Source organism: Pseudomonas sp. MT3 (assembly GCF_054720805.1).
Genome location: NZ_JBTVPY010000017.1, coordinates 24,736 through 42,812 on the forward strand (window position 1 = coordinate 24,736; position 18,077 = coordinate 42,812).

The following is an 18,077-nucleotide window of genomic DNA, read 5'->3' on the forward strand; positions in this document are numbered from 1 at the left end:
CCTTCGCGTTGAAATCAAGTTTTCCTCATATTGAGATCGAGGCCGGCATCATGCTTGAACTCCGTCACCTGAAAACCCTCCACGCCCTGCGCGAGGCCGACAGTCTCGTGGAGGCGGCCGAGCGCCTGCACCTCACCCAGTCCGCCCTCTCCCACCAGTTCAAGGAGCTGGAGGAGCGCCTGGGCCTGTCGCTGTTCATCCGCAAGACCAAGCCGGTGCGCTTCACCAGCGCCGGCCTGCGCCTGCTGCAACTGGCGGATTCCGTGCTGCCGCAACTGCGCGGCGCCGAACGCGACCTGGCGCGGCTGGCCGGAGGGACCGCGGGACGCCTGCACATGGCGATCGAGTGCCACAGCTGCTTCCAGTGGCTGATGCCGACCATCGACCAATTCCGCGACGCCTGGCCGGAGGTGGAACTGGACCTCGCCTCGGGCTTCTCCTTCGCCCCGCTGCCGGCGCTGGCCCGCGGCGACCTCGACCTGGTGGTGACCTCCGACCCGGTGGACCTCGCCGGCATCACCTATGTGCCGCTGTTCACCTACGAGGCGCTGCTGGCGGTGGACAACCACCATGCGCTGTCCGGCAAGTCCTTCATCGTGCCGGAAGACCTCGCCAGCCAGACGCTGATCACCTACCCCATTGAACGCGACCGCCTGGACATCTTCACCCGCTTCCTGGAACCGGCCGACATCGAGCCGGCGCAGGTGCGCACCTCGGAACTGACGGTGATGATGATGCAACTGGTGGCATCCGGGCGCGGCGTCTGCAGCCTGCCCAACTGGGCGCTGCACGAATACAGCTCGCGCGGTTACGTCACCGCCAAGCGCCTGGGGGAGAAAGGTCTGTACTGCACGCTGTTCGCGGCGATCCGTGCCGACATGCTGGACGCGCCGTTCATGCGCGACTTCCTGCTGACGGCGAAGGACACCTCGTTCGCCACCCTGGAAGGGGTCAGCGCGGCGAAGGGGTAAGTCGCGAAGCGCTTGCGGGGCCGATGTTCGGCCGATGTTCGCGAGCAAGCTCGCTCCTACAGGTAGCACCTGCTCTTCGTAGGAGCGAGCTTGCTCGCGAACATCGGCCACACCCATCAGAACAGCGCAATGCTGTAGCTCAGGTACAGGCGGTTCTCGTCGACGTCGCGGCTGAAGTCGGAGCGATAGGTCGCGTTGCGCCAGGTCAGGCCCAGGCCCTTCAGGGCGCCGCTCTGCAGCACGTACTTGATGTCGGTGTCGCGCTCCCATTCGCGGCTGCCGGTGCCCGAGGTCGGCTGCGCGTCACGGCCGCTGAAGTAGCGGGTCATGAAGCTCAGGCCGGGCAGGCCCAGCGGGGCGAAGTCGTAGTCGTAGCGCGCCTGCCAGGAGCGTTCCCCGGCCTCGGCGAAATCGCCGTACTGGCCGAAGTTGATCAGGTAGGGATCGGTCCCGTCCAGGTATGGAAACGCGCTGTCGCCGTGCATGCGCTGGTAACCCAGGCCGATGGCGTGGCCATTGTGCAGGCGGTAGGTGACCAGGCCGCTGAAGGAGCGGTTGTCGATCCTGCCGCCGCGCCCATCGCCGGCGTCCCTGCTGAGCGCCAGGCGCAGGTCGGTTTCCAGGCTGTCCGCGCCGATGCGTGTCTGGCTCTTCAGGCCGAGGAAGTGCTGGTCGTAGACATCCTCCAGCTCGCCGTAGTGGTAGCTGGCGGTCCAGCCCGGCGCGAACTGGTAGTCCAGGCCGCCCAGATGGAAATGGTCCGCCTGCACCGCCCCGGCGAAGCGGCCGTTACGGTTGAACAGCGCCAGGTCGCTGGTGCCCGCCTCGTTGCGCTGGCTGACCTCGTCCAGGCGCCCCAGGTTGAGGGTCAGGCCGCTCACTTCGCCGGAGGTCAGCAGGCCGCCCTGGAACACCTGCGGGAACAGGCGGCCGTAGTTGGGCTGCACGGTGGGCAGCTTGGGCACCAGCGCGCCGATCTTCAGCTCCGTGCGGGAGATGCGCAGCTTGGCCGTCGGATCGAGCCGAGCATAGTCGTCCGCCGCGCGCCCATCGCCCTGCACCGGGAGCAGCCCGGTGCCGCTGCGGTCGGGACTCGAATCGAGCTTGACGCCCAACTTGCCGAGGACGTCCAGGCCGACGCCGAGCGTGCCGGCGGTATAGCCCGAGCGGTAGTCGAGGAGAAAGCCCTGGGCCCACTCATCGCTCTTCGAGCGGCCGGCGCCGTCGCGGAAATCGCGGTTCATGTAGAAATTGCGCATGGACAGGCTGGCCTTGCCGTCCTCCAGGAAACCGTCGGCCAGCGCCAGCGGCGGGACGCAGCAGGCAGCCAGGGCGGCCGGCAGGAAAACGATGTTTTTCTTGTTGTTGTTCATCGATGCTCTCCAGAAATTTCCAGGGCGCCGGACGGCGCCCCGTCCGCGCGCCTCAGACGCGCTCGATCACCATCGCCACGCCCTGACCGACCCCGACGCACAGGCTGACCACGGCGTAACGCAGGTTGCGGCTGTGCAACGCACGGCTGGCGGTCAGGACCAGCCGGGCGCCGGACGCGCCCAGCGGATGGCCGAGGGCGATGGCGCCGCCATTGGGGTTGACCCGTGGGTCGTCGAAGTCCAGGCCAAGCGCCTTCAGGCAGGCCAGCACCTGCGAGGCGAACGCCTCGTTGATCTCGATGAGGTCGACCTCGTGCAGGCCGAGGCCGGCGCGCTGCAGCGCGACCTGGATCGCCCGGTGCGGGCCGATGCCCATGATGCGCGGCTCCACGCCGACGCTGGCGGAAGCCAGGACCCGCGCCAGCGGCCGCACGCCGTGGCGCTCGCCGATCTCGCGGTCGCCGAGCAGCAGCACCGCCGCGCCGTCGTTGATGCCCGAGGCGTTGCCGGCGGTCACCACGCCGCCGGGGAACAGCGCCGGCAGGCGGGACAGCGCCGCCAGGTCCGATTGCGGGCGCGGATGCTCGTCGTGCTCGACGACCAGCGTTTCGCCCCTGCGCCCGGACGGCACCTCGACGGGCATGATCTCGCCGGCGAAGAAACCGGCCTGCAGCGCCGCCTGGTAGCGCGACTGGGAGGCGGCGGCGAAGCGGTCCGCATCCTCCCGGGCGATGCCGAACTCGCGCGCCACGTTGTCGCCGGTCTCCGGCATGCTGTCGTTGCCATGCCGCTCGACCAGCCGCGGATTGGCGAAACGCGCGCCGATGGTGCTGTCGAAGACGTTCAGCGCCCGGCTGAAGGCGCTGTCCGCCTTGCCCATGACGAACGGCGCGCGCGACATGCTTTCGGCGCCGCCGGCCAGGTACAGCCGGCCCTCGCCACAGGTGATCGCGCGCGCCGCGTCGATCACCGCCGACAGGCCGCTGGCGCACAGGCGGTTGACCGTCTGCCCCGGCACCCGCCAGGGCAGGCCGGCGGCGAGCAGGGCGTTGCGCGCCAGGTTGCGGCTGTCCTCGCCGGCCTGGTTGGTGCAGCCGAGGATGACATCCTCCAGGTCGTCGACAGCGAAGCCGGAGGTCTCCACGACCCGCGCCAGCAGCGCGCCGACCAGGTCGTCCGGGCGCACCCGGGACAGGGCTCCGGCATGGCGGCCGAACGGAGTGCGCAGGCCGGCGTATATATAGGCATCGAGCATGATTCAGGTTCTCGCAGGGAAAGGCGGATGGTCAGGCCGGCAACGGGTTTTCCGGCTGGCTCAGGGAAATCCCCAGGCTGGCGCGGCGGCGCAGCCAGGGGCTCGGGCGGTAGCGCGGGTCGCCGCTGAGCGCGTGAATGCGTTCGAGGATGCGCAGCAGGCGCGCGGCGCCCAGCCGGTCGCCCCACTCCAGCGGCCCGTGGGGATAACCCAGGCCGAGACGCACCGCCAGGTCGATGTCGGCCACCGAGGCGATGCCCTGCTGGGCGATGTCGCAGGCCAGGTTGACGATCGACGCGAGCGTGCGCTGGACGATGAAGCCCGTGCTGTCGCGGATCACCGTCACCCCGGCGCCATCGCGGGCGAACAGCGCGTGGGCGGCGCGCTGCATGTCCGCGCGGGTCAGCGGGTTGAGCATCAGGCAGCGATGCTGCGCGAGGTCCGCCAGGGTATCGACGGCCACCACTCGCGCCGGATCGACGGCGAAACGCTGCGCGGCATGGGTAGCATCGTCGCCGAGCGGCGCAAGCACGCACAGCGCATCGTCGGAGGGACGCTCGCCGGACTCGATCCTGGCGCCCAGGCGCTCCAGCAACACCTGCAGGCGGATGCGGCCGATCTGGTCGTCGGCTCCCAGCCATACCGGCGGCAGCGTTTCGCAGACCGGCACGGCGCAGGCTGCATCGCCCGGCTCCGCATCGGCCCCGGCGTAGCGGTAGAAGCCCTGGCCGCTCTTGCGCCCCAGGTGCCCGGCCGCGAGCATCTGCCGCAGCAGCGGATGCGGCCGGTAGCGCGGCTCCTCGTAGAACTGCCGGTAGACCGACTCCATCACCGGCAGGCTGACGTCGAGCCCGATCAGGTCGAGCAGCTCGAACGGCCCCATGCGGAAGCCGGCGCTTTCACGCAGCACGCGATCGATCGCCCCCACGCTGGCCACGCCCTCGCCGAGAATGCGCAGCGCCTCGGTGCCGAAAGCGCGTCCGGCATGGTTGACGATGAAGCCGGGCGTGTCGCTGGCCCGCACTGGCTGGTGCCCCATGGCCCTGACCAGTTCGTCCAGGCGCTCGCCGACCTCGCTGCGGGTGGCGAGGCCGTCGATCACCTCGGCCAGGCGCATCAGCGGCACCGGGTTGAAGAAATGCAGGCCGGCGACGCGGCCGGGATCGCGGCAGCCCGAGGCGAGCGCGGTGATCGACAGCGACGAGGTGTTGCTCGCCAGGATGGTCCCCGCGTCCAGCACCTCTTCCAGCTGGCGGAACAGCGCCTGCTTGGCCTCCAGGTTCTCGACGATGGCCTCGACCACCACCTGGCAGTCGCGCAGCGCCTCCAGGCTTTGCGCGACGTGCAGGTTGCCGATCGCCCGGTCGGCGGCCTCGGCGGTCAGCCGGCCCTTTTCCACCCGCTTCGCGAGGATCGACGCGATACCGTCGCGGGCACTCTGCGCCGCGCCGGCGCGGACATCGAACAGGTACGCCTGCAGCCCGGCCTGCGCCGCGACCTGGGCGATGCCCTGCCCCATGGCGCCGGCACCGACGATGCCGACGCAGGTGATCGGTTGACTGCTCATTCTCCGCGATACTCCGGCTTGCGCTTGTCGAGGAAGGCGCGCATGCCTTCCTTTTTGTCCTTCGAATCGAACAGCAGCTGGAAGGCCTTGCGCTCCAGCGCCAGGGCGTGGTCCAGCGGCATGTCCATGCCGGCCAGCACCACCTCCTTGATCTGCGCCAGCGCCAGCGGCGGCATGGCGGCGATGCCGCGCGCCAGTTCCAGCGCCCTGGGCAGGGTCTGGGCGTCGGCCACCACTTCGCTGACCAGCCCCATCGCCAGCGCCTCTTCGGCGCGCACCATGCAGCCGGTCAGCAGCATGCGCAGCGCCTGGTACTTGCCGACCGCCCGCACCAGACGCTGGGTGCCGCCGGCGCCGGGCATCACGCCGACCCTGATCTCCGGCTGGGCGAAACGCGCGGAGGCGCCGGCGACGATCAGGTCGCAGTGCATCGCCAGTTCGCAGCCGCCGCCCAGGGCGTAGCCGTTGACGGCGGCGATGACCGGCTTGGCGCAGCGGGAAATCGCCTGCCAGTGGCGCTCGACGTGGCGCCGGTAGATCTGCAGCGCGCCGGCATCGACCATTTCGCCGAGGTCCGCTCCGGCGGCAAATACCGTTTCGCCGCCGGTGACGACGATCACCCGGGTCTCGGCGCAGTCGTTCAATTGCACGAAGTGCTCGGCCAGCTCCTCGCGCAGGGTCATGTTCAGGGCGTTCAGGGCCGCCGGACGGTTCAGCCGCAGCAGGGCCACGCCCTCCTCCGGACGTTCCAGCAGCAGCGTGGATTCGGGGCGCACGGCCCCCTGGCAAGAGCTCATGACGATCTCCGGCTATTCGATTCGGGAAGTCGGCGGCCGGCGATGCCCGGCCGCTTCGAAGGAGGCGCGTTTCAGCCGCGAACGATGCCGCGCTGGAACAGGGTCTCGATCACTTCGGGGGCAAGGCCGAGGTCCTCGAGCACCTCGCGGGTGCTTTCGCCCAGCGCCGGCGGCGGGCTGCGGTAGCTGGCAGGGGTGCGCGACAGCTTCACCGGCGAGGCGATGCCGCGGTAGTCGCCCATCTCCACCAGCAGCCCGCGATGGCGGGTGTGCGGGTGCTCGACCACGCGGTCCACCGTGGCGATGGCGCCGCAGGGCACGCCGAGGCGGATCAGCCGCTCGGCCAGCTCGCGGCCGTCGTGCGCCGTCAGATGGCCTTCCAGTGCCTGCTTCAGCGCCAGGCGGTTGACCGAGCGCTTGCCGTTGTCGGCGAAGCGCGGGTCTTCCAGCAGTTCGCCGGCGCCCAGGTATTCGCACAGCCTGGCGAACTGCCGGTCGTTGCCGACCGCGAGGAAGATCGGCTCGGTGCCGGTGCGGTAGCTGTCGTACGGAGCGATGTTGGGATGGGCGTTGCCGGTGCGCTGCGGCGTGCGGCCGGAAGCGAAGTAGTTCGGCATGTGCGGATGCAGCAGGGAAATGCCGCAGTCGTACAGGGCGATGTCGATGGACTGCCCGCGCCCGCTGAGCTGGCGCTCGTTCAGCGCCAGCAGGATGCCGACCATCGCGTTCAGCCCGGTGACCATGTCGACGATCGGCAGGCCTATGCGCAGCGCCTCGCCCTGCGCATCGCCGTTCACGCTCATCAGCCCGGCCATCGCCTGGATCGCCGCGTCGTAGCCCGGCAGCCCGCCGAGCGGACCATCGGCGCCGAAACCGGAAACCGCGCAGTGGATCAGCCGCGGGAAGCGCTTGCTCAGCACGTCCAGGTAGTCGATGCCCCAGCGCGCCAGGGTGCCGGGCTTGAAGTTCTCGATCAGCACGTCGGCGCCTTCCAGCAGTTGCAGCAGCACCTCGATGCCTTCCGGCTTCGACAGGTCGACGGCGATGCCCTTCTTGTTGCGGTTGACGCCGATGAAGTAGGACGCCGTGTCGCCTTCGAAGGGCGGCCCCCAACCACGGGTCTCGTCGCCGCCGAGGGGCTCCAGCTTGATCACTTCGGCACCGTGGTCGGCCAGCGCCTGGGAGCAGTACGGGCCGCCCAGGACCCGGCTCAGATCGATGATTTTCAGGCCACGCAGGGCACCGGTCGCATTGTTCATGGCAGCTCTCTGATTGTTATTGGTTGAGCGCGGTCAGGCCGGCAGCAGTTGCATGGCCTCGGCCTGCGACAGGCTCGCTTCGCCGACCACCCTGGCCAGCAGCTCCGCCCTGCCCGCCCAGTCCGTCAGGCGCAGCGGGTCGCGCGGCAGCAGCTTGTGTTCGAGGAGCAGGTGGGCCAGCGCCAGGCGGCGGTAGTCGGGCGCCTGGCGGCCGGCTTCCCAGGCCATGAAGATCGCCGTGCAGATGTGATAGAGCGCGCTGCCCGCCTGGCGGACCTGCTCGTCCTGGCGCTGCCCGGCCACTTCGCGCATGCAGTCCAGGGTGCGTACCAGGACCGACTCGAAGAGCGCGCGGCTGTTCTCCGGCAGCCCGCTGTCATCGAGCAGCCCGCGCAGGTACTGGTGCAGGGGCTCCAGGGCCTGTTCGCGGGTGACCGCGCGGGCGATGTCCAGCGCCACGATGTTGCTGGTGCCTTCCCAGATCGAACCGAGGTGGGCATCGCGCACCAGGCGCGGGTCGCTCCACTCCTCGATGTAGCCGACGCCGCCGCGCACCTCCATGGCGTCGCCGGTCACCCGGCGGGCGTCGCGGCAGGCGCGGAACTTGATCAGCGGGGTGAGGATGCGCACGCATTTCTGCGCCCCGGCATCGCCGCCGTCGGCACGCGGCAGCAGCGTGGCGATCTGCATGAACATGGAGCGCGCCTGCTCGGCGGGCAGCATCATCTTCAGCAGTTGCTTCTGCATCAGCGGCATGTCGATCAGGTGCTTGCCGAAGGCGCGGCGGTTGCGCGAGATGAACAGCGCTTCGTTCAAGCCGCGACGCATCAGGCCGGCGGCACGCACGCCGTTGGACAGGCGCGACATGTTGACCATGTCGGCCATCTGCTGGAAGCCGCGGCCGATCTCGCCGATCAGGTAGGCGGTGGCGCCTTCCAGGCAGATCTCGCCGCTGGCCATGGAACGGCTGCCCAGCTTGTCCTTCAGGCGCAGGATGCGATAGGCGTTGCGCGAGCCGTCCGGGCGGATCTTCGGCAGGAGGAACAGGGTGACGCCCTTCATGCCTTCCGGCGCGCCTTCGGGGCGGGCCAGGACCATCGCCAGGTCGGCGTCCGGGTTGGAGCAGAACCACTTGTCGCCGTACAGCTTCCACTCGCCGTCCTCCAGCCGCGCGCGGGTCTGGGTACGGGCGACGTCGGAGCCGGCGGCCTGTTCGGTCATGAACATCGCACCCTGGTAGAGGCTGTCGAAGTCACGCGAGGCCAGCGACGGCAGGTAGCGCTCGACCAGTTCCGGCGAGCCGTACCTGCGCAGGGTGCGGGTCAGCGAGTCGGTCATGCTGACCGGGCAGCAGAGGCCGAACTCGGCCTGCACGAACAGATAGGTGAGCGCGTACTTCACCAGCGGCGGCGGGCCGTCCGGGCGGTGGCTCATGGACGCCAGGCCGAGTTCGGAGTAGGCCACGCGCTCCAGCGCGACGAAGTCCGGGTGCTTGTGGATGCTCTGCACATCCTCGCCGCGGCGGGTGCGGGCGGCCAGCAGCGGCGGGTTCTTGTCCGCCGACAGCGCCAGCATGTCCAGTTCGTCCCCCGCCCGCGCGCCGAGCTGCTGGAGAACCGGCAGCCACTGGGCGAGCACACCCGGTTGCAGGTAGACCTCGAGCAGCCGGCGCAGCCCCGGATCGCAGGAATACAGGTTCATCCCGCGGCTGTCCGGAATGTTCAGGTCATCTACGGGAAGTACTTCGGGCATGGACGTCATGGCGTAGCTCCTACTTGTTTTACGCCGAGACTAGGGGAAGGTTTCGATAAGTATCCAATACAATAAAAATCACCTACGATAAGAAAAACAAATCGTAAAAATGCGTGCTCCCTCATGGATCTCAAGCAACTCCGCTACTTCATCGCCGTCGCCGAAGAGCTGCATTTCGGCCGCGCGGCGGCGCGCCTGTTCATCTCCCAGCCGGCGCTGAGCTTCGATATCAAGAAGCTGGAGGAGCAACTGGGCATCCAGTTGCTGGTGCGCAACAACAAGTCGGTGAAGCTGACCACCGCCGGCCAGGTGCTGCTGGAGGAGGCGCGCAACCTGCTGCTGCAGGCCGAGCAGGTGAAGCGCCTGACGCAGTTGTCCGCCAAGGGCACGGTCGGCCGGCTGCGCGTGGGGTTCGTCAACTCCATGCTCTATCGCGGCCTGCCGAAGGCGGTGACGCGCTTCGAGGAAGAGCACCCCAACATGGAAGTGGTGCTGATGGAGATGAACACCTCGGAACAGGCGCTGGCGCTGCAGCGCGGGCAGATCGACATCGGCTTCGTGCACTGGAGCAAGCTGCCGCCGGAGATCGTCTCCGAATGCCTGATCGCCGACCCGTTCCTCTGTTGCCTGCCCCCGCAGCACCCACTGGCCAGCGGCTCGCGGATCGACCTCGCCGAGCTCAGGGAGGCGGATTTCATCCTCTTCCCGCGCACCGTGTCGCCGCACTACCACGACCTGATCATCGCCCGCTGCGTGGATGCCGGCTTCAGCCCGCACATCCGCCACGAGGCGCGGCTCTGGCAGACCATCGCCACCATGGTCAGCCTCGGCATGGGCGTCGCCCTGCTGCCGAAGACCCTGTGCCTGGCCTGGAAGGACCAGGTGAGCTGCCTGGAGATCGAGCAGCCCGGCGCGCTCTCCGAACTCCACGCCATTCTCTCCGCCAACGACGCGCCGCAGGCGGCGGAAGGCTTCCTCGCGGTGATGAAGACCTGCCTGGCCGCCCCGTAGAGCCCGCGCGGCCCGCGCCATATGGAATCGATTATCGAACAATAAGATTAAAAGATTATTTATTTCACCAGGTGCCGCATAGACTCCGCTCACCCCGGGGCAAAACCGACCGCACGCAAGACGGCGAAACCTCTCGTTTCGCTTCCCCCGCCGCACCCGAACGACGCGGCAAGGACCTGCGTATCTGCGGAAAACAAAAATAACCAGGACTTGCCCTATGCACAGCACAACGCCCCGGGACGACTCCGTCCTCCACAAGAAGGCCCGCAAGGCGGGTATCGCCTCCTTCATCGGCACCACCATCGAGTGGTACGACTTCTACATCTATGGCCTGGCCGCCGCACTGGTATTCGGCAAGGTGTTCTTCCCCAGCGACATGGACCCGGGCCTGGCCACGCTGCTGTCCTTCGTCACGCTGTGGTCCGGCTTCATCGCCCGCCCGCTCGGCGGCATCATCTTCGGCCACCTCGGCGACAGGATCGGCCGCAAGAACACCCTGGTGATCACCCTGATCATGATGGGCATCGCCACCACCTGCATCGGCGTGCTGCCGGTCTATGCGGACATCGGCGTATGGGCGCCGATCGCGCTGGTGGTGCTGCGCATCATCCAGGGCATCGCGGTGGGCGGCGAATGGGGTGGCGCCATCCTGATCGCCAGCGAAAGCGCGCCCAAGGGCAAGGGTATCCTCTACGCCGCCTTCGCCCAGCAGGGCTCGCCCACCGGCAACCTGCTGGCGACCGTGGTGTTCTTCGCCCTCAGCAGCCTGCCGGCCTCCGAGTTCATCCTCTGGGGCTGGCGCATTCCCTTCCTGCTCTCGGCGGCTCTGGTCATCATCGGCATGGTCATCCGTCTCCGCCTGGAAGAGTCGGAAGACATGAAGCGCCTGCTGCAACAGAAGAAGACCGTGAAGCTGCCGATCGCGGAGGTGCTGAGCAAGCACTGGCGGATCGTCCTGCTGGGCGCCGGCGTGCTGCCGATCATCCACGTCACCTACTTCAAGAGCACCTTCGCCCTGTCCTGGGCGACCAAGACGCTGGGCTACAGCCAGGGCACCTTCCTCAGCATCATCGTCATCGCCCTGGTGGTGCAGTTCATCAGCCAGCCGATCGGCGCGCTGCTCACCTCGCGGATCGACATGCGCAAGGCCGTCTGCCTGATGGTGCTGCCGGAGTTCATCCTGATGCCGGCGATGTTCTTCGCGGTGGAAACCAAGATCTACTGGATCGCCGCCGTCGGCATGTGCCTGGCCACCGTGCCGCACGCGATGTTCTACGGCGCGGTGGGCGGCATCCTGGCCCGCGCCTTCCCCGCCCGCGTCCGCTATACCGGCCTGTCGCTGGCCTACCAGCTCTGCTCGCTGCTGATCGGCGGCGGTACGCCGGTCCTCGCCCAGTGGATTCTCAACAGCACCGGCAGCATCGTCGGCGTGGCCATCGCCTCGGCGATGTACGCGGTGGTTTCCCTGGCCTGCACCCTGATCCTGCTCAGGCTCACCGGCTTCCGCGCCAGCGACCTGTCCACCGCCGAGCAGGCCGACGCCGAGGAACTGCGCGAGGAAAGGAGCGCAGCCAGCAAGCAGGAACCAGTCGCTCATCAACCCGCTGCGCGACGAGCTCTCGCCTGAGTTCGGCGCGCGGCACCGACTACGCCCTCTTCCGGAAACGGCAGAGGGCGTTTTTCATGGTTCATCGCGCCTTCCCAGGCTCTGCGGAGAGCCCAAAAAAAGACCCGCCATTGCTGGCGGGCCAAGAACGTTAACGATTGACTAGTCGATCAATCATTAGGGCGCCCTGTAGGAACAGGGCACGGACATATGATCCAACAGCTGACAGCCACCTCCAAGCCCAGATATCCGCGTAAGAAAAAACCTCAGAAGATTGGGATAAAGACTACATCGTCGGCATTTTCCTGAGGCACATGGACCTCAGGCTTCCGAACAGTAGATATTTCCCACTTCGTCCTCCGAAGACTGAGATTGAAGGGCGCAGGAACAGTGAACGAAAAAAGCCCATCCTCGCGGATGGGCTTCAGGGGGCTAACGGATGCAACGTCTTTCTCGTCGTCAGGTGCCGCTGACGCCACGAGATGGGGATCGACGCGGCGTTGGGGCAATCATTGATCAGCAGCGCTGATTGACAAAGAAAGCCACAAGCAAAAAAGAAACTTCCCACATAGCTTGAGATCGTTTTCGCAAAACACGCACTGATCTCCCGGCACGTCCCGAATGCCGCTACGCCATCGCCCTGCCTGGGACGCAATCACGGCGCCTTGGCCTCGGCGGCCCGGGCGTGTTCCGCCGCCCACTGCTCATCGCGCTCGCGCACGCGGGCGAAAGCCGGCCGCGCCGTGACGAGTTCGACGTAGCGTTCGAATACCGGCAGTTTGGGCACCACGCCGAAACCGATGGTCCAGCTCAGCGCCGAACCCCACAGCACGTCGGCGGCCGTCATGCGGCCGCCCAGCAGGTAAGGCCCCTGCTCCAGTTGCGCGGCCAGGGTTCTGATCACGCTGTCGTAGTCGCCGTACGGACTCATGGCCGGCGGCGGCGGGTCGCGCTTGAGCGCGCGGTCGAGGATGGCCGGCTCGAAGCTGGAGCCATAGAACACCAGCCAGCGCAGGTACGGGCCGCGCAGCGAGTCATCCAGGGCGGGCGCAAGGCCTGCGCGGGGGAACAGGTCGGCGAGGTAGAGGTAGACCGCGCCCTGCTCGGTCACCAGCGCCTCGCCGTGGCGAATCGCCGGGACCTTGCCCATCGGGTTGATGGCCAGGTATGCCGGCTGGCGCTGCTGGCCGGCCTTCATGTTGATCAGTTCGAGGTCATAGTCGGCGCCCAGCTCCTCCAGCAGCACCAGGGTGCCGCTGGAGCGAGTCTGGGGCGAATGGTACAGGGTGATGCGGGACATGGCGGGGGCTCCTCGGGCACCGCATGGAGCCCCCAGCATAGCCCCGCCAGACCGTTATGCCTCGTCGAAGTGCATCTCCGGCGGTTGCTCGCGGAAACCGCCGGTGATCACCGCCAGGTAGACCACGCCGATCGCCAGCCAGGATGCGCCGAGCCAGATCGCCAGGTGGTCGAGACTGACCATCAGCCACAGGTCGGCAAGCAGGCCGATCAGCGGGAACAGCAGGAACAGCACCCGCTCGCGCAGGCCACGGCGCTCGGCGTTCAGGTAGTAGTGGAAGATCACCGAGAGGTTCACCAGGCTGAAGGCCAGGAAGGCGCCGAAGTTGATGAACGAGGTGGAGGTGGTGACGTCCATGCGCAGCGCCAGCAGCGCCACCACGCCGCACAGCACGATGCTGTTCACCGGGGTCTCGAAGCGCTTGCCGATGCGACCGAAGAACGGGCGCGGCAGTACGCCGTCGCGGCCCATCGCGAACAGCAGGCGCGAGGCGCTGGCCTGGGCCGACAGTCCGGAGGTGAACTGGCCGACGATCAGGCCGACGAGGAAGAAGCTGACGAACAGATCGCCACCGATGTTGCGGGCAATTTCGTAGGCGGCGGAATCGGCGTTCTGGAACTCCAGCGACGGATGCGCCAGTTGTACGAAGTAGCTGGCGGCGATGAAGATGCCGCCACCGATCAGGGTGATCAGCAGGATCGCGCGCGGAATGGTCTTGCGCGGCTCATGGGTTTCTTCGGTCAGGGTGCTGACCGCGTCGAAGCCCAGGAAGGAGTAGCAGGCGATGGCCGCGCCGCCCATGATCAGCGGCAGTTGGGTGCCTTCCTTGAGGAAGGGCTCCAGGGTCCACAACGGACGGCTGGCGTCGCCCATCACGTAGTGGATCGCCAGGCCGACGAAGGCCAGCAGCACCAGGAACTGCACCAGCATCAGCACGCCATTGATGTTCTTCGCCAGGCGCAGGCCGACCACGTTGATCGCGGTGGTCACGCCGATGAACGCCAGCACCCAGAGCGCCTGGGGCACCGCCGGGAAGGCGGAGTGCAGGTAGGCCGCGCCGATCAGCCAGATGGCCATCGGCAGGAACAGGTAGTCCAGCAGCACCGCCCAGCCGGCGAGGAAGCCCAGTTTCGGGCTGATCGACTTGCGCACGTAGGTGTAGGCGGAGCCGGCCACCGGGAAGGCGGCGGCCATGCGCCCATAGCTGAGCGCGGTGAAGAGCATCGCTACCGAGGCGACGAGATAGGCCGAAGGCACCACGCCACGAGTGACGTCGGCGAGGATGCCGAAGGTGCCGAGGACGATGATCGGGGTCATGTAGGCGATGCCGAACAGCACCACCGAACCCAGCGACAGGGTTCGTTTCAGTCGAGCCATTACTGCTTACTCCGCATTGTGTTTGTTATGGCAGCGCAAAGTTGCTGGCCTGCGCTCACCCGCAGGCCTCGCGGGCGCTCTCGTCGCCCGTCGATCGTGGAACAACGCTGTGTCGGCGCGGCCCTGCGCCCCGGCTCCGCAGAAGCCGGATGGGACACTCAGGTGGGAATGATCAATTCGCGCAGGCCGCCGTCGTACTCGCGCATCTCGCCCGGCAGTACGAAGCGGCGCTCGGCCAGGTAGCTGTAGTCGCGGCGCGCCTGGGCCAGGCGTTCGAAATCCAGCTCGACGATCTGCCGGCACTCTTCGCGGCCGGCCTCGCAGAGCAGTTGGCCGAAGGGATCGACCGCCGCGCTGCCGCCGGCGAACACCAGCTCGTCGTCACCCTCGCCGACGCGGTTGACCATCACGGCGTAGGCCTGGTTTTCCATCGCGCGGCCCATGATCGCGGTGCGGTGGGTCGGGCCGTAGGGGTCCATGTTGCCGTTGGTCACGATGATCAGCTCGGCGCCCAGTTGGCCGAGGGCGCGTGCGGACTCGGGAAACTCGATGTCGAAGCAGATCACGATGCCGACGCGGATGCCGTTCCACAGGCAGGTGGCGTAGCGGTCGCCGGGGGTGAAGATGCCGCGGTCCGATGCCCACAGGTGCGTCTTGCGGTACTGCATGGCGATACCGTCGGGGGTGACCAGCAGCGTGGTGTTGTAGAAGCGGCCGCCGGCGGCTTCGGCAAAACCCACGGCGACCGAGATGTTCTTCTCCCGTGCGGCACGCAGCACGGCCTGCACGCTGGGACCGTCGATCGGCTCGGCGATGGCAGCGATGTTGGCCTCGGTGGGGAAGCCGGTCAGTTGGGTTTCGGGGAACACCACCAGTTGACTGTCCGGGGCGCAGGCGTGGATGGCGCCGAGGGTACGCGCCAGGTTCCAGGCCACATCGCCATCACGGCCAGCGAGTTGAACGAGTTCGACTTTCATGGGGGCTCCTCGGGTGTTTCATGGACGGGCGCGAAGACATGACCCGATGCCGCAAAAGGGTCAGAATGCGCACCGCGCCGGCGTAAAGGCATTCACCGAGTATGCCGGCGGCGCCCTCACCGGGTAATTACGCCCGCGTGGTAACCCAACGGGGGTAGAGTCATGGGCCTTTCCCTGCAGGACATCGCCTGGCACCGCTCGGTCGGGCAACTGATCGAGGCGCTGGACAAGCCGAACTTCTGGACCTCGCTGGTGCGCCTGCTGGGTCAGTATGTGCCCTTCGACAGCTGGGTAGTGCTGCTTTTCAGCAATGGCAGGCCGCAGGTGTTCGCCGAATGTCCCGGCGAAGATGGCGGGCCGGACCCGCTGTTCCAGGACTACCTCAGGGGCCTCTACCTGCTCGACCCGTTCTACATCGCCAGCCGCGAGGCCCCCGGCAGCGGCTTGTTCCGCCTGGACGACGTGGCCCCGGAAATGTTCGAGCAGACCGACTACTACCAGCGCTACTTCAGCCTCAACGTGGTGGCCGACGAAGTGCAGATCAACGTGCAGCTCGACGGCGAACGCACGCTGTGCTGCTCGGTGGGCAGCAAGGGCCGCTTCGCCCCGGAGCAGATCGCCCTGCTCGCCCTGGTGCAACCCTGGGTCGCCGGGCTGATGCGCCAGCGCATGGCCTTCGAGCGCGAAGTGCAGGAAGCGCCCCCGCCGCCGCGCTGGCAGAACCGCCTGGAAGCCACCGCCCAACAGGTGGAAACCCCACTCACCGCCCGCGAACTGGAAGTCGGCCGCTTGATGCTCAGTGGCTGCTCCAGCAAGGAAATCGCCCGCAAGCTGGCCATTTCCGCCGAAACGGTGAAGGTCCACCGCAAGCACATGTACGCCAAGCTCGGGATCAAGTCGCAGTCGGAATTGTTCTCGCTGTTTTTGCAGGCGCAGGGGTGACATCGCACCTTACGCGTTTATAGGAGCGAGCTTGCTCGCGAACCGCGCGCCAGCGGAGATACCTGGAAATTCTGTTCGCGAGCAAGCTCGCTCCTACAGAAAGCAGCCAGCCGTCGAGCAGCCGGTGAGCAACCGCGGCATTGCGGGTCCATGCTTGAGGACAGGAGGAATCCCCCATGACCCTCAGTGTTTTCGACATGTTCAAGCCCGGCGTCGGGCCATCCAGCTCCCACACCGTGGGGCCGATGCGCGCTACCCGCGAGTTCGTCGACCGCCTGCGGGCGGACGACCGACTGGAGCGGGTGGCGGCGATCGAGGTGCACCTCTACGGCTCCCTCAGCGCCACCGGCAAAGGCCACGCCACCGACCGCGCCTGCCTGATAGGCCTGCTCGGCATCGATCCGGCGGAAGCCGATCCAGCCGCCCTGGCGCCACAGGTGGACGACATCCTGCTGCGCCGTCGCCTGCGCCTGGGCGGCGTGCGGGAGATCGACTTCGATCCGGCGCGGCACCTGGTCTTCCACGACGGCAGCCTGCCCGCCCATCCCAACGGGCTGCACCTGCGCGCGCTGGACGACGACGGCCGGTTGCTGGCCGAGCGCGTCTGCTATTCCGTGGGCGGCGGTTTCGTGGTGGACCAGGCCGACTTCAACACCGACCGCGCCCTGCCCGGCAACCCCACGCCCTACCCCTTCCACAGCGCCGAGGAGCTGCTGCGCCTGTGCCATCAGCATGAGTTCAAGCGCATCAGCGACCTGATGTGGGCCAATGAACTGGCCGTGCGCAGCGCGGCGGAAATCCACGCCGGCCTGGCCCATATCTGGGACGAAATGCAGGCCTGCGTGCGCCGTGGACTGGAAACCGAAGGCACCCTGCCCGGCGGGCTCAAGGTGCGCCGTCGCGCCCCCATGCTCTACCGCCGGTTGAACGAAGCGGACAGCGGCAACCTGATCGCCAGCACCCTCGGCGCGATGGACTGGGTCGATCTCTGGGCGCTGGCGGTGAACGAGGAGAACGCCGCCGGTGGCCGGGTGGTGACCGCGCCCACCAACGGCGCCGCCGGCATCGTTCCGGCGGTGCTGCACTACTACGCGCGCTACGCCCCCCGGGCCGACGCGGAGGCCATCGAACGCTACCTGCTGACCGCCGCCGCCATCGGCATCCTGTGCAAGCTCAACGCCTCGATCTCCGGCGCCGAAGTGGGTTGCCAGGGCGAAGTCGGCTCGGCCTGCGCGATGGCCGCCGGCGCTCTGGCGGAAGTCCTCGGCGGCAGCCTGGAACAGGTGGAGAACGCCGCCGAGATCGGCCTGGAGCACAACCTCGGCCTGACGTGCGACCCGGTGGCCGGCCTGGTGCAGGTACCCTGTATCGAGCGCAACGCGATGGCTTCGCTCAAGGCCATCAACGCCGCCCAACTGGCCCTGCGCGGCGACGGCCAGCATCTGGTCAGCCTCGACAAGGCCATCGACACCCTGCGCGACACCGGGCGGGACATGATGGACAAGTACAAGGAGACCTCCAAGGGCGGGCTGGCAGTCAACGTGATTGCCTGTTAATCCGGCTGAATGCGGGTTCGCGAGCAAGCTCGCTCCTACGAAGTGCACGCCGGTGCCAACCCTGTAGGAGCGAGCTTGCTCGCGAACAGCCCAGGTACGGATGTGGCCGTTTCTTGCAGCCCCGAAACACCCTTTCTCAGCCCCGAAAAAAATCGTTAGCCAGCTTTCTTTTTCCCCTGCTTCGGGCTACCGTCGGTGCCCGCCAGAACTGGAACGACCTCCGAAAGCCCATCGCCTTGCCCTTTGTCCAGGCACGTTCGCGCAATACCTGCCATGCTCTGTGACGGCCCTTTCGACCCAACCTGACCGTGATAAGCCCAACGACTGGAGACTC

At 67.4% G+C, this 18,077-nt stretch carries 14 protein-coding genes; 5 read left to right on the forward strand and 9 right to left on the reverse strand.

The window, feature by feature from the left end:
• The first annotated feature begins 50 nt into the window (after positions 1–50).
• Positions 51–971: a transcriptional regulator MetR gene (gene metR / locus ACYCAX_RS17885; protein WP_015476156.1), complete on the forward strand. Its 921-nt coding sequence runs from the start codon at positions 51–53 to the stop codon at positions 969–971.
• A gap of 116 nt (positions 972–1,087) precedes the next feature.
• Here metR and ACYCAX_RS17890 read toward each other — a convergent pair whose 3' ends face one another.
• The 6 genes from ACYCAX_RS17890 to ACYCAX_RS17915 all read right to left on the reverse strand — a co-directional run bounded on the left by ACYCAX_RS17890 (position 1,088) and on the right by ACYCAX_RS17915 (position 8,983).
• Positions 1,088–2,344: an OprD family porin gene (locus ACYCAX_RS17890; protein WP_460248520.1), complete on the reverse strand. Its 1,257-nt coding sequence runs from the start codon at positions 2,342–2,344 to the stop codon at positions 1,088–1,090.
• Positions 2,345–2,396: 52 nt separating this feature from the next.
• Positions 2,397–3,599, reverse strand: a complete 1,203-nt coding sequence (locus ACYCAX_RS17895; protein ID WP_460248521.1) for a 3-oxoadipyl-CoA thiolase — start codon at positions 3,597–3,599, stop codon at positions 2,397–2,399.
• A gap of 31 nt (positions 3,600–3,630) precedes the next feature.
• Positions 3,631–5,166: a 3-hydroxyacyl-CoA dehydrogenase gene (locus ACYCAX_RS17900; protein WP_460248522.1), complete on the reverse strand. Its 1,536-nt coding sequence runs from the start codon at positions 5,164–5,166 to the stop codon at positions 3,631–3,633.
• Positions 5,163–5,963 carry an enoyl-CoA hydratase gene (locus ACYCAX_RS17905; protein ID WP_460248523.1) on the reverse strand — a complete coding sequence of 267 codons (801 nt, stop codon included), beginning with the start codon at positions 5,961–5,963 and terminating at the stop codon, positions 5,163–5,165. Before ACYCAX_RS17905 ends, ACYCAX_RS17900 begins: the two co-directional genes overlap by 4 nt.
• A gap of 71 nt (positions 5,964–6,034) precedes the next feature.
• Positions 6,035–7,222: a CaiB/BaiF CoA transferase family protein gene (locus ACYCAX_RS17910; RefSeq protein WP_460248524.1), complete on the reverse strand. Its 1,188-nt coding sequence runs from the start codon at positions 7,220–7,222 to the stop codon at positions 6,035–6,037.
• A gap of 33 nt (positions 7,223–7,255) precedes the next feature.
• A complete protein-coding gene (locus tag ACYCAX_RS17915) occupies positions 7,256–8,983 on the reverse strand; it encodes an acyl-CoA dehydrogenase family protein (protein WP_460248525.1) in 1,728 nt (575 codons plus the stop codon).
• Positions 8,984–9,097: 114 nt separating this feature from the next.
• On the opposite strand from ACYCAX_RS17915, the gene ACYCAX_RS17920 reads away from it, so the two are divergent.
• Positions 9,098–9,985: a LysR family transcriptional regulator gene (locus ACYCAX_RS17920; RefSeq protein WP_015476149.1), complete on the forward strand. Its 888-nt coding sequence runs from the start codon at positions 9,098–9,100 to the stop codon at positions 9,983–9,985.
• Positions 9,986–10,202: 217 nt separating this feature from the next.
• Positions 10,203–11,612, forward strand: coding sequence for an MFS transporter (locus tag ACYCAX_RS17925; RefSeq protein ID WP_460248526.1), 1,410 nt, complete (start codon positions 10,203–10,205; stop codon positions 11,610–11,612).
• Positions 11,613–12,246: 634 nt separating this feature from the next.
• Here ACYCAX_RS17925 and ACYCAX_RS17930 read toward each other — a convergent pair.
• The 3 genes from ACYCAX_RS17930 to ACYCAX_RS17940 all read right to left on the reverse strand — a co-directional run bounded on the left by ACYCAX_RS17930 (position 12,247) and on the right by ACYCAX_RS17940 (position 15,245).
• Positions 12,247–12,891 carry a glutathione S-transferase family protein gene (locus ACYCAX_RS17930; protein ID WP_294975907.1) on the reverse strand — a complete coding sequence of 215 codons (645 nt, stop codon included), beginning with the start codon at positions 12,889–12,891 and terminating at the stop codon, positions 12,247–12,249.
• A 54-nt stretch (positions 12,892–12,945) separates the two neighbouring features.
• A complete protein-coding gene (locus ACYCAX_RS17935; RefSeq protein WP_015476146.1) occupies positions 12,946–14,268 on the reverse strand; it encodes an APC family permease in 1,323 nt (440 codons plus the stop codon).
• 158 nt (positions 14,269–14,426) lie between these two features.
• Positions 14,427–15,245 (reverse strand): carbon-nitrogen hydrolase family protein, encoded by an 819-nt coding sequence (locus tag ACYCAX_RS17940; RefSeq protein ID WP_460248527.1) that lies wholly within the window; start codon positions 15,243–15,245, stop codon positions 14,427–14,429.
• Between the two features lie 162 nt (positions 15,246–15,407).
• Here ACYCAX_RS17940 and ACYCAX_RS17945 point away from each other — a divergent pair, with 162 nt between their 5' ends.
• Together ACYCAX_RS17945 and ACYCAX_RS17950 are read left to right on the forward strand one after the other, a co-directional pair.
• The gene (locus ACYCAX_RS17945; RefSeq protein WP_294975916.1) at positions 15,408–16,187 is read left to right on the forward strand and encodes a helix-turn-helix transcriptional regulator; all 780 of its coding nucleotides are present in this window, start codon (positions 15,408–15,410) and stop codon (positions 16,185–16,187) included.
• Positions 16,188–16,363: 176 nt separating this feature from the next.
• Positions 16,364–17,743 (forward strand): L-serine ammonia-lyase, encoded by a 1,380-nt coding sequence (locus ACYCAX_RS17950; RefSeq protein ID WP_294975919.1) that lies wholly within the window; start codon positions 16,364–16,366, stop codon positions 17,741–17,743.
• Positions 17,744–18,077: the final 334 nt, after the last annotated feature.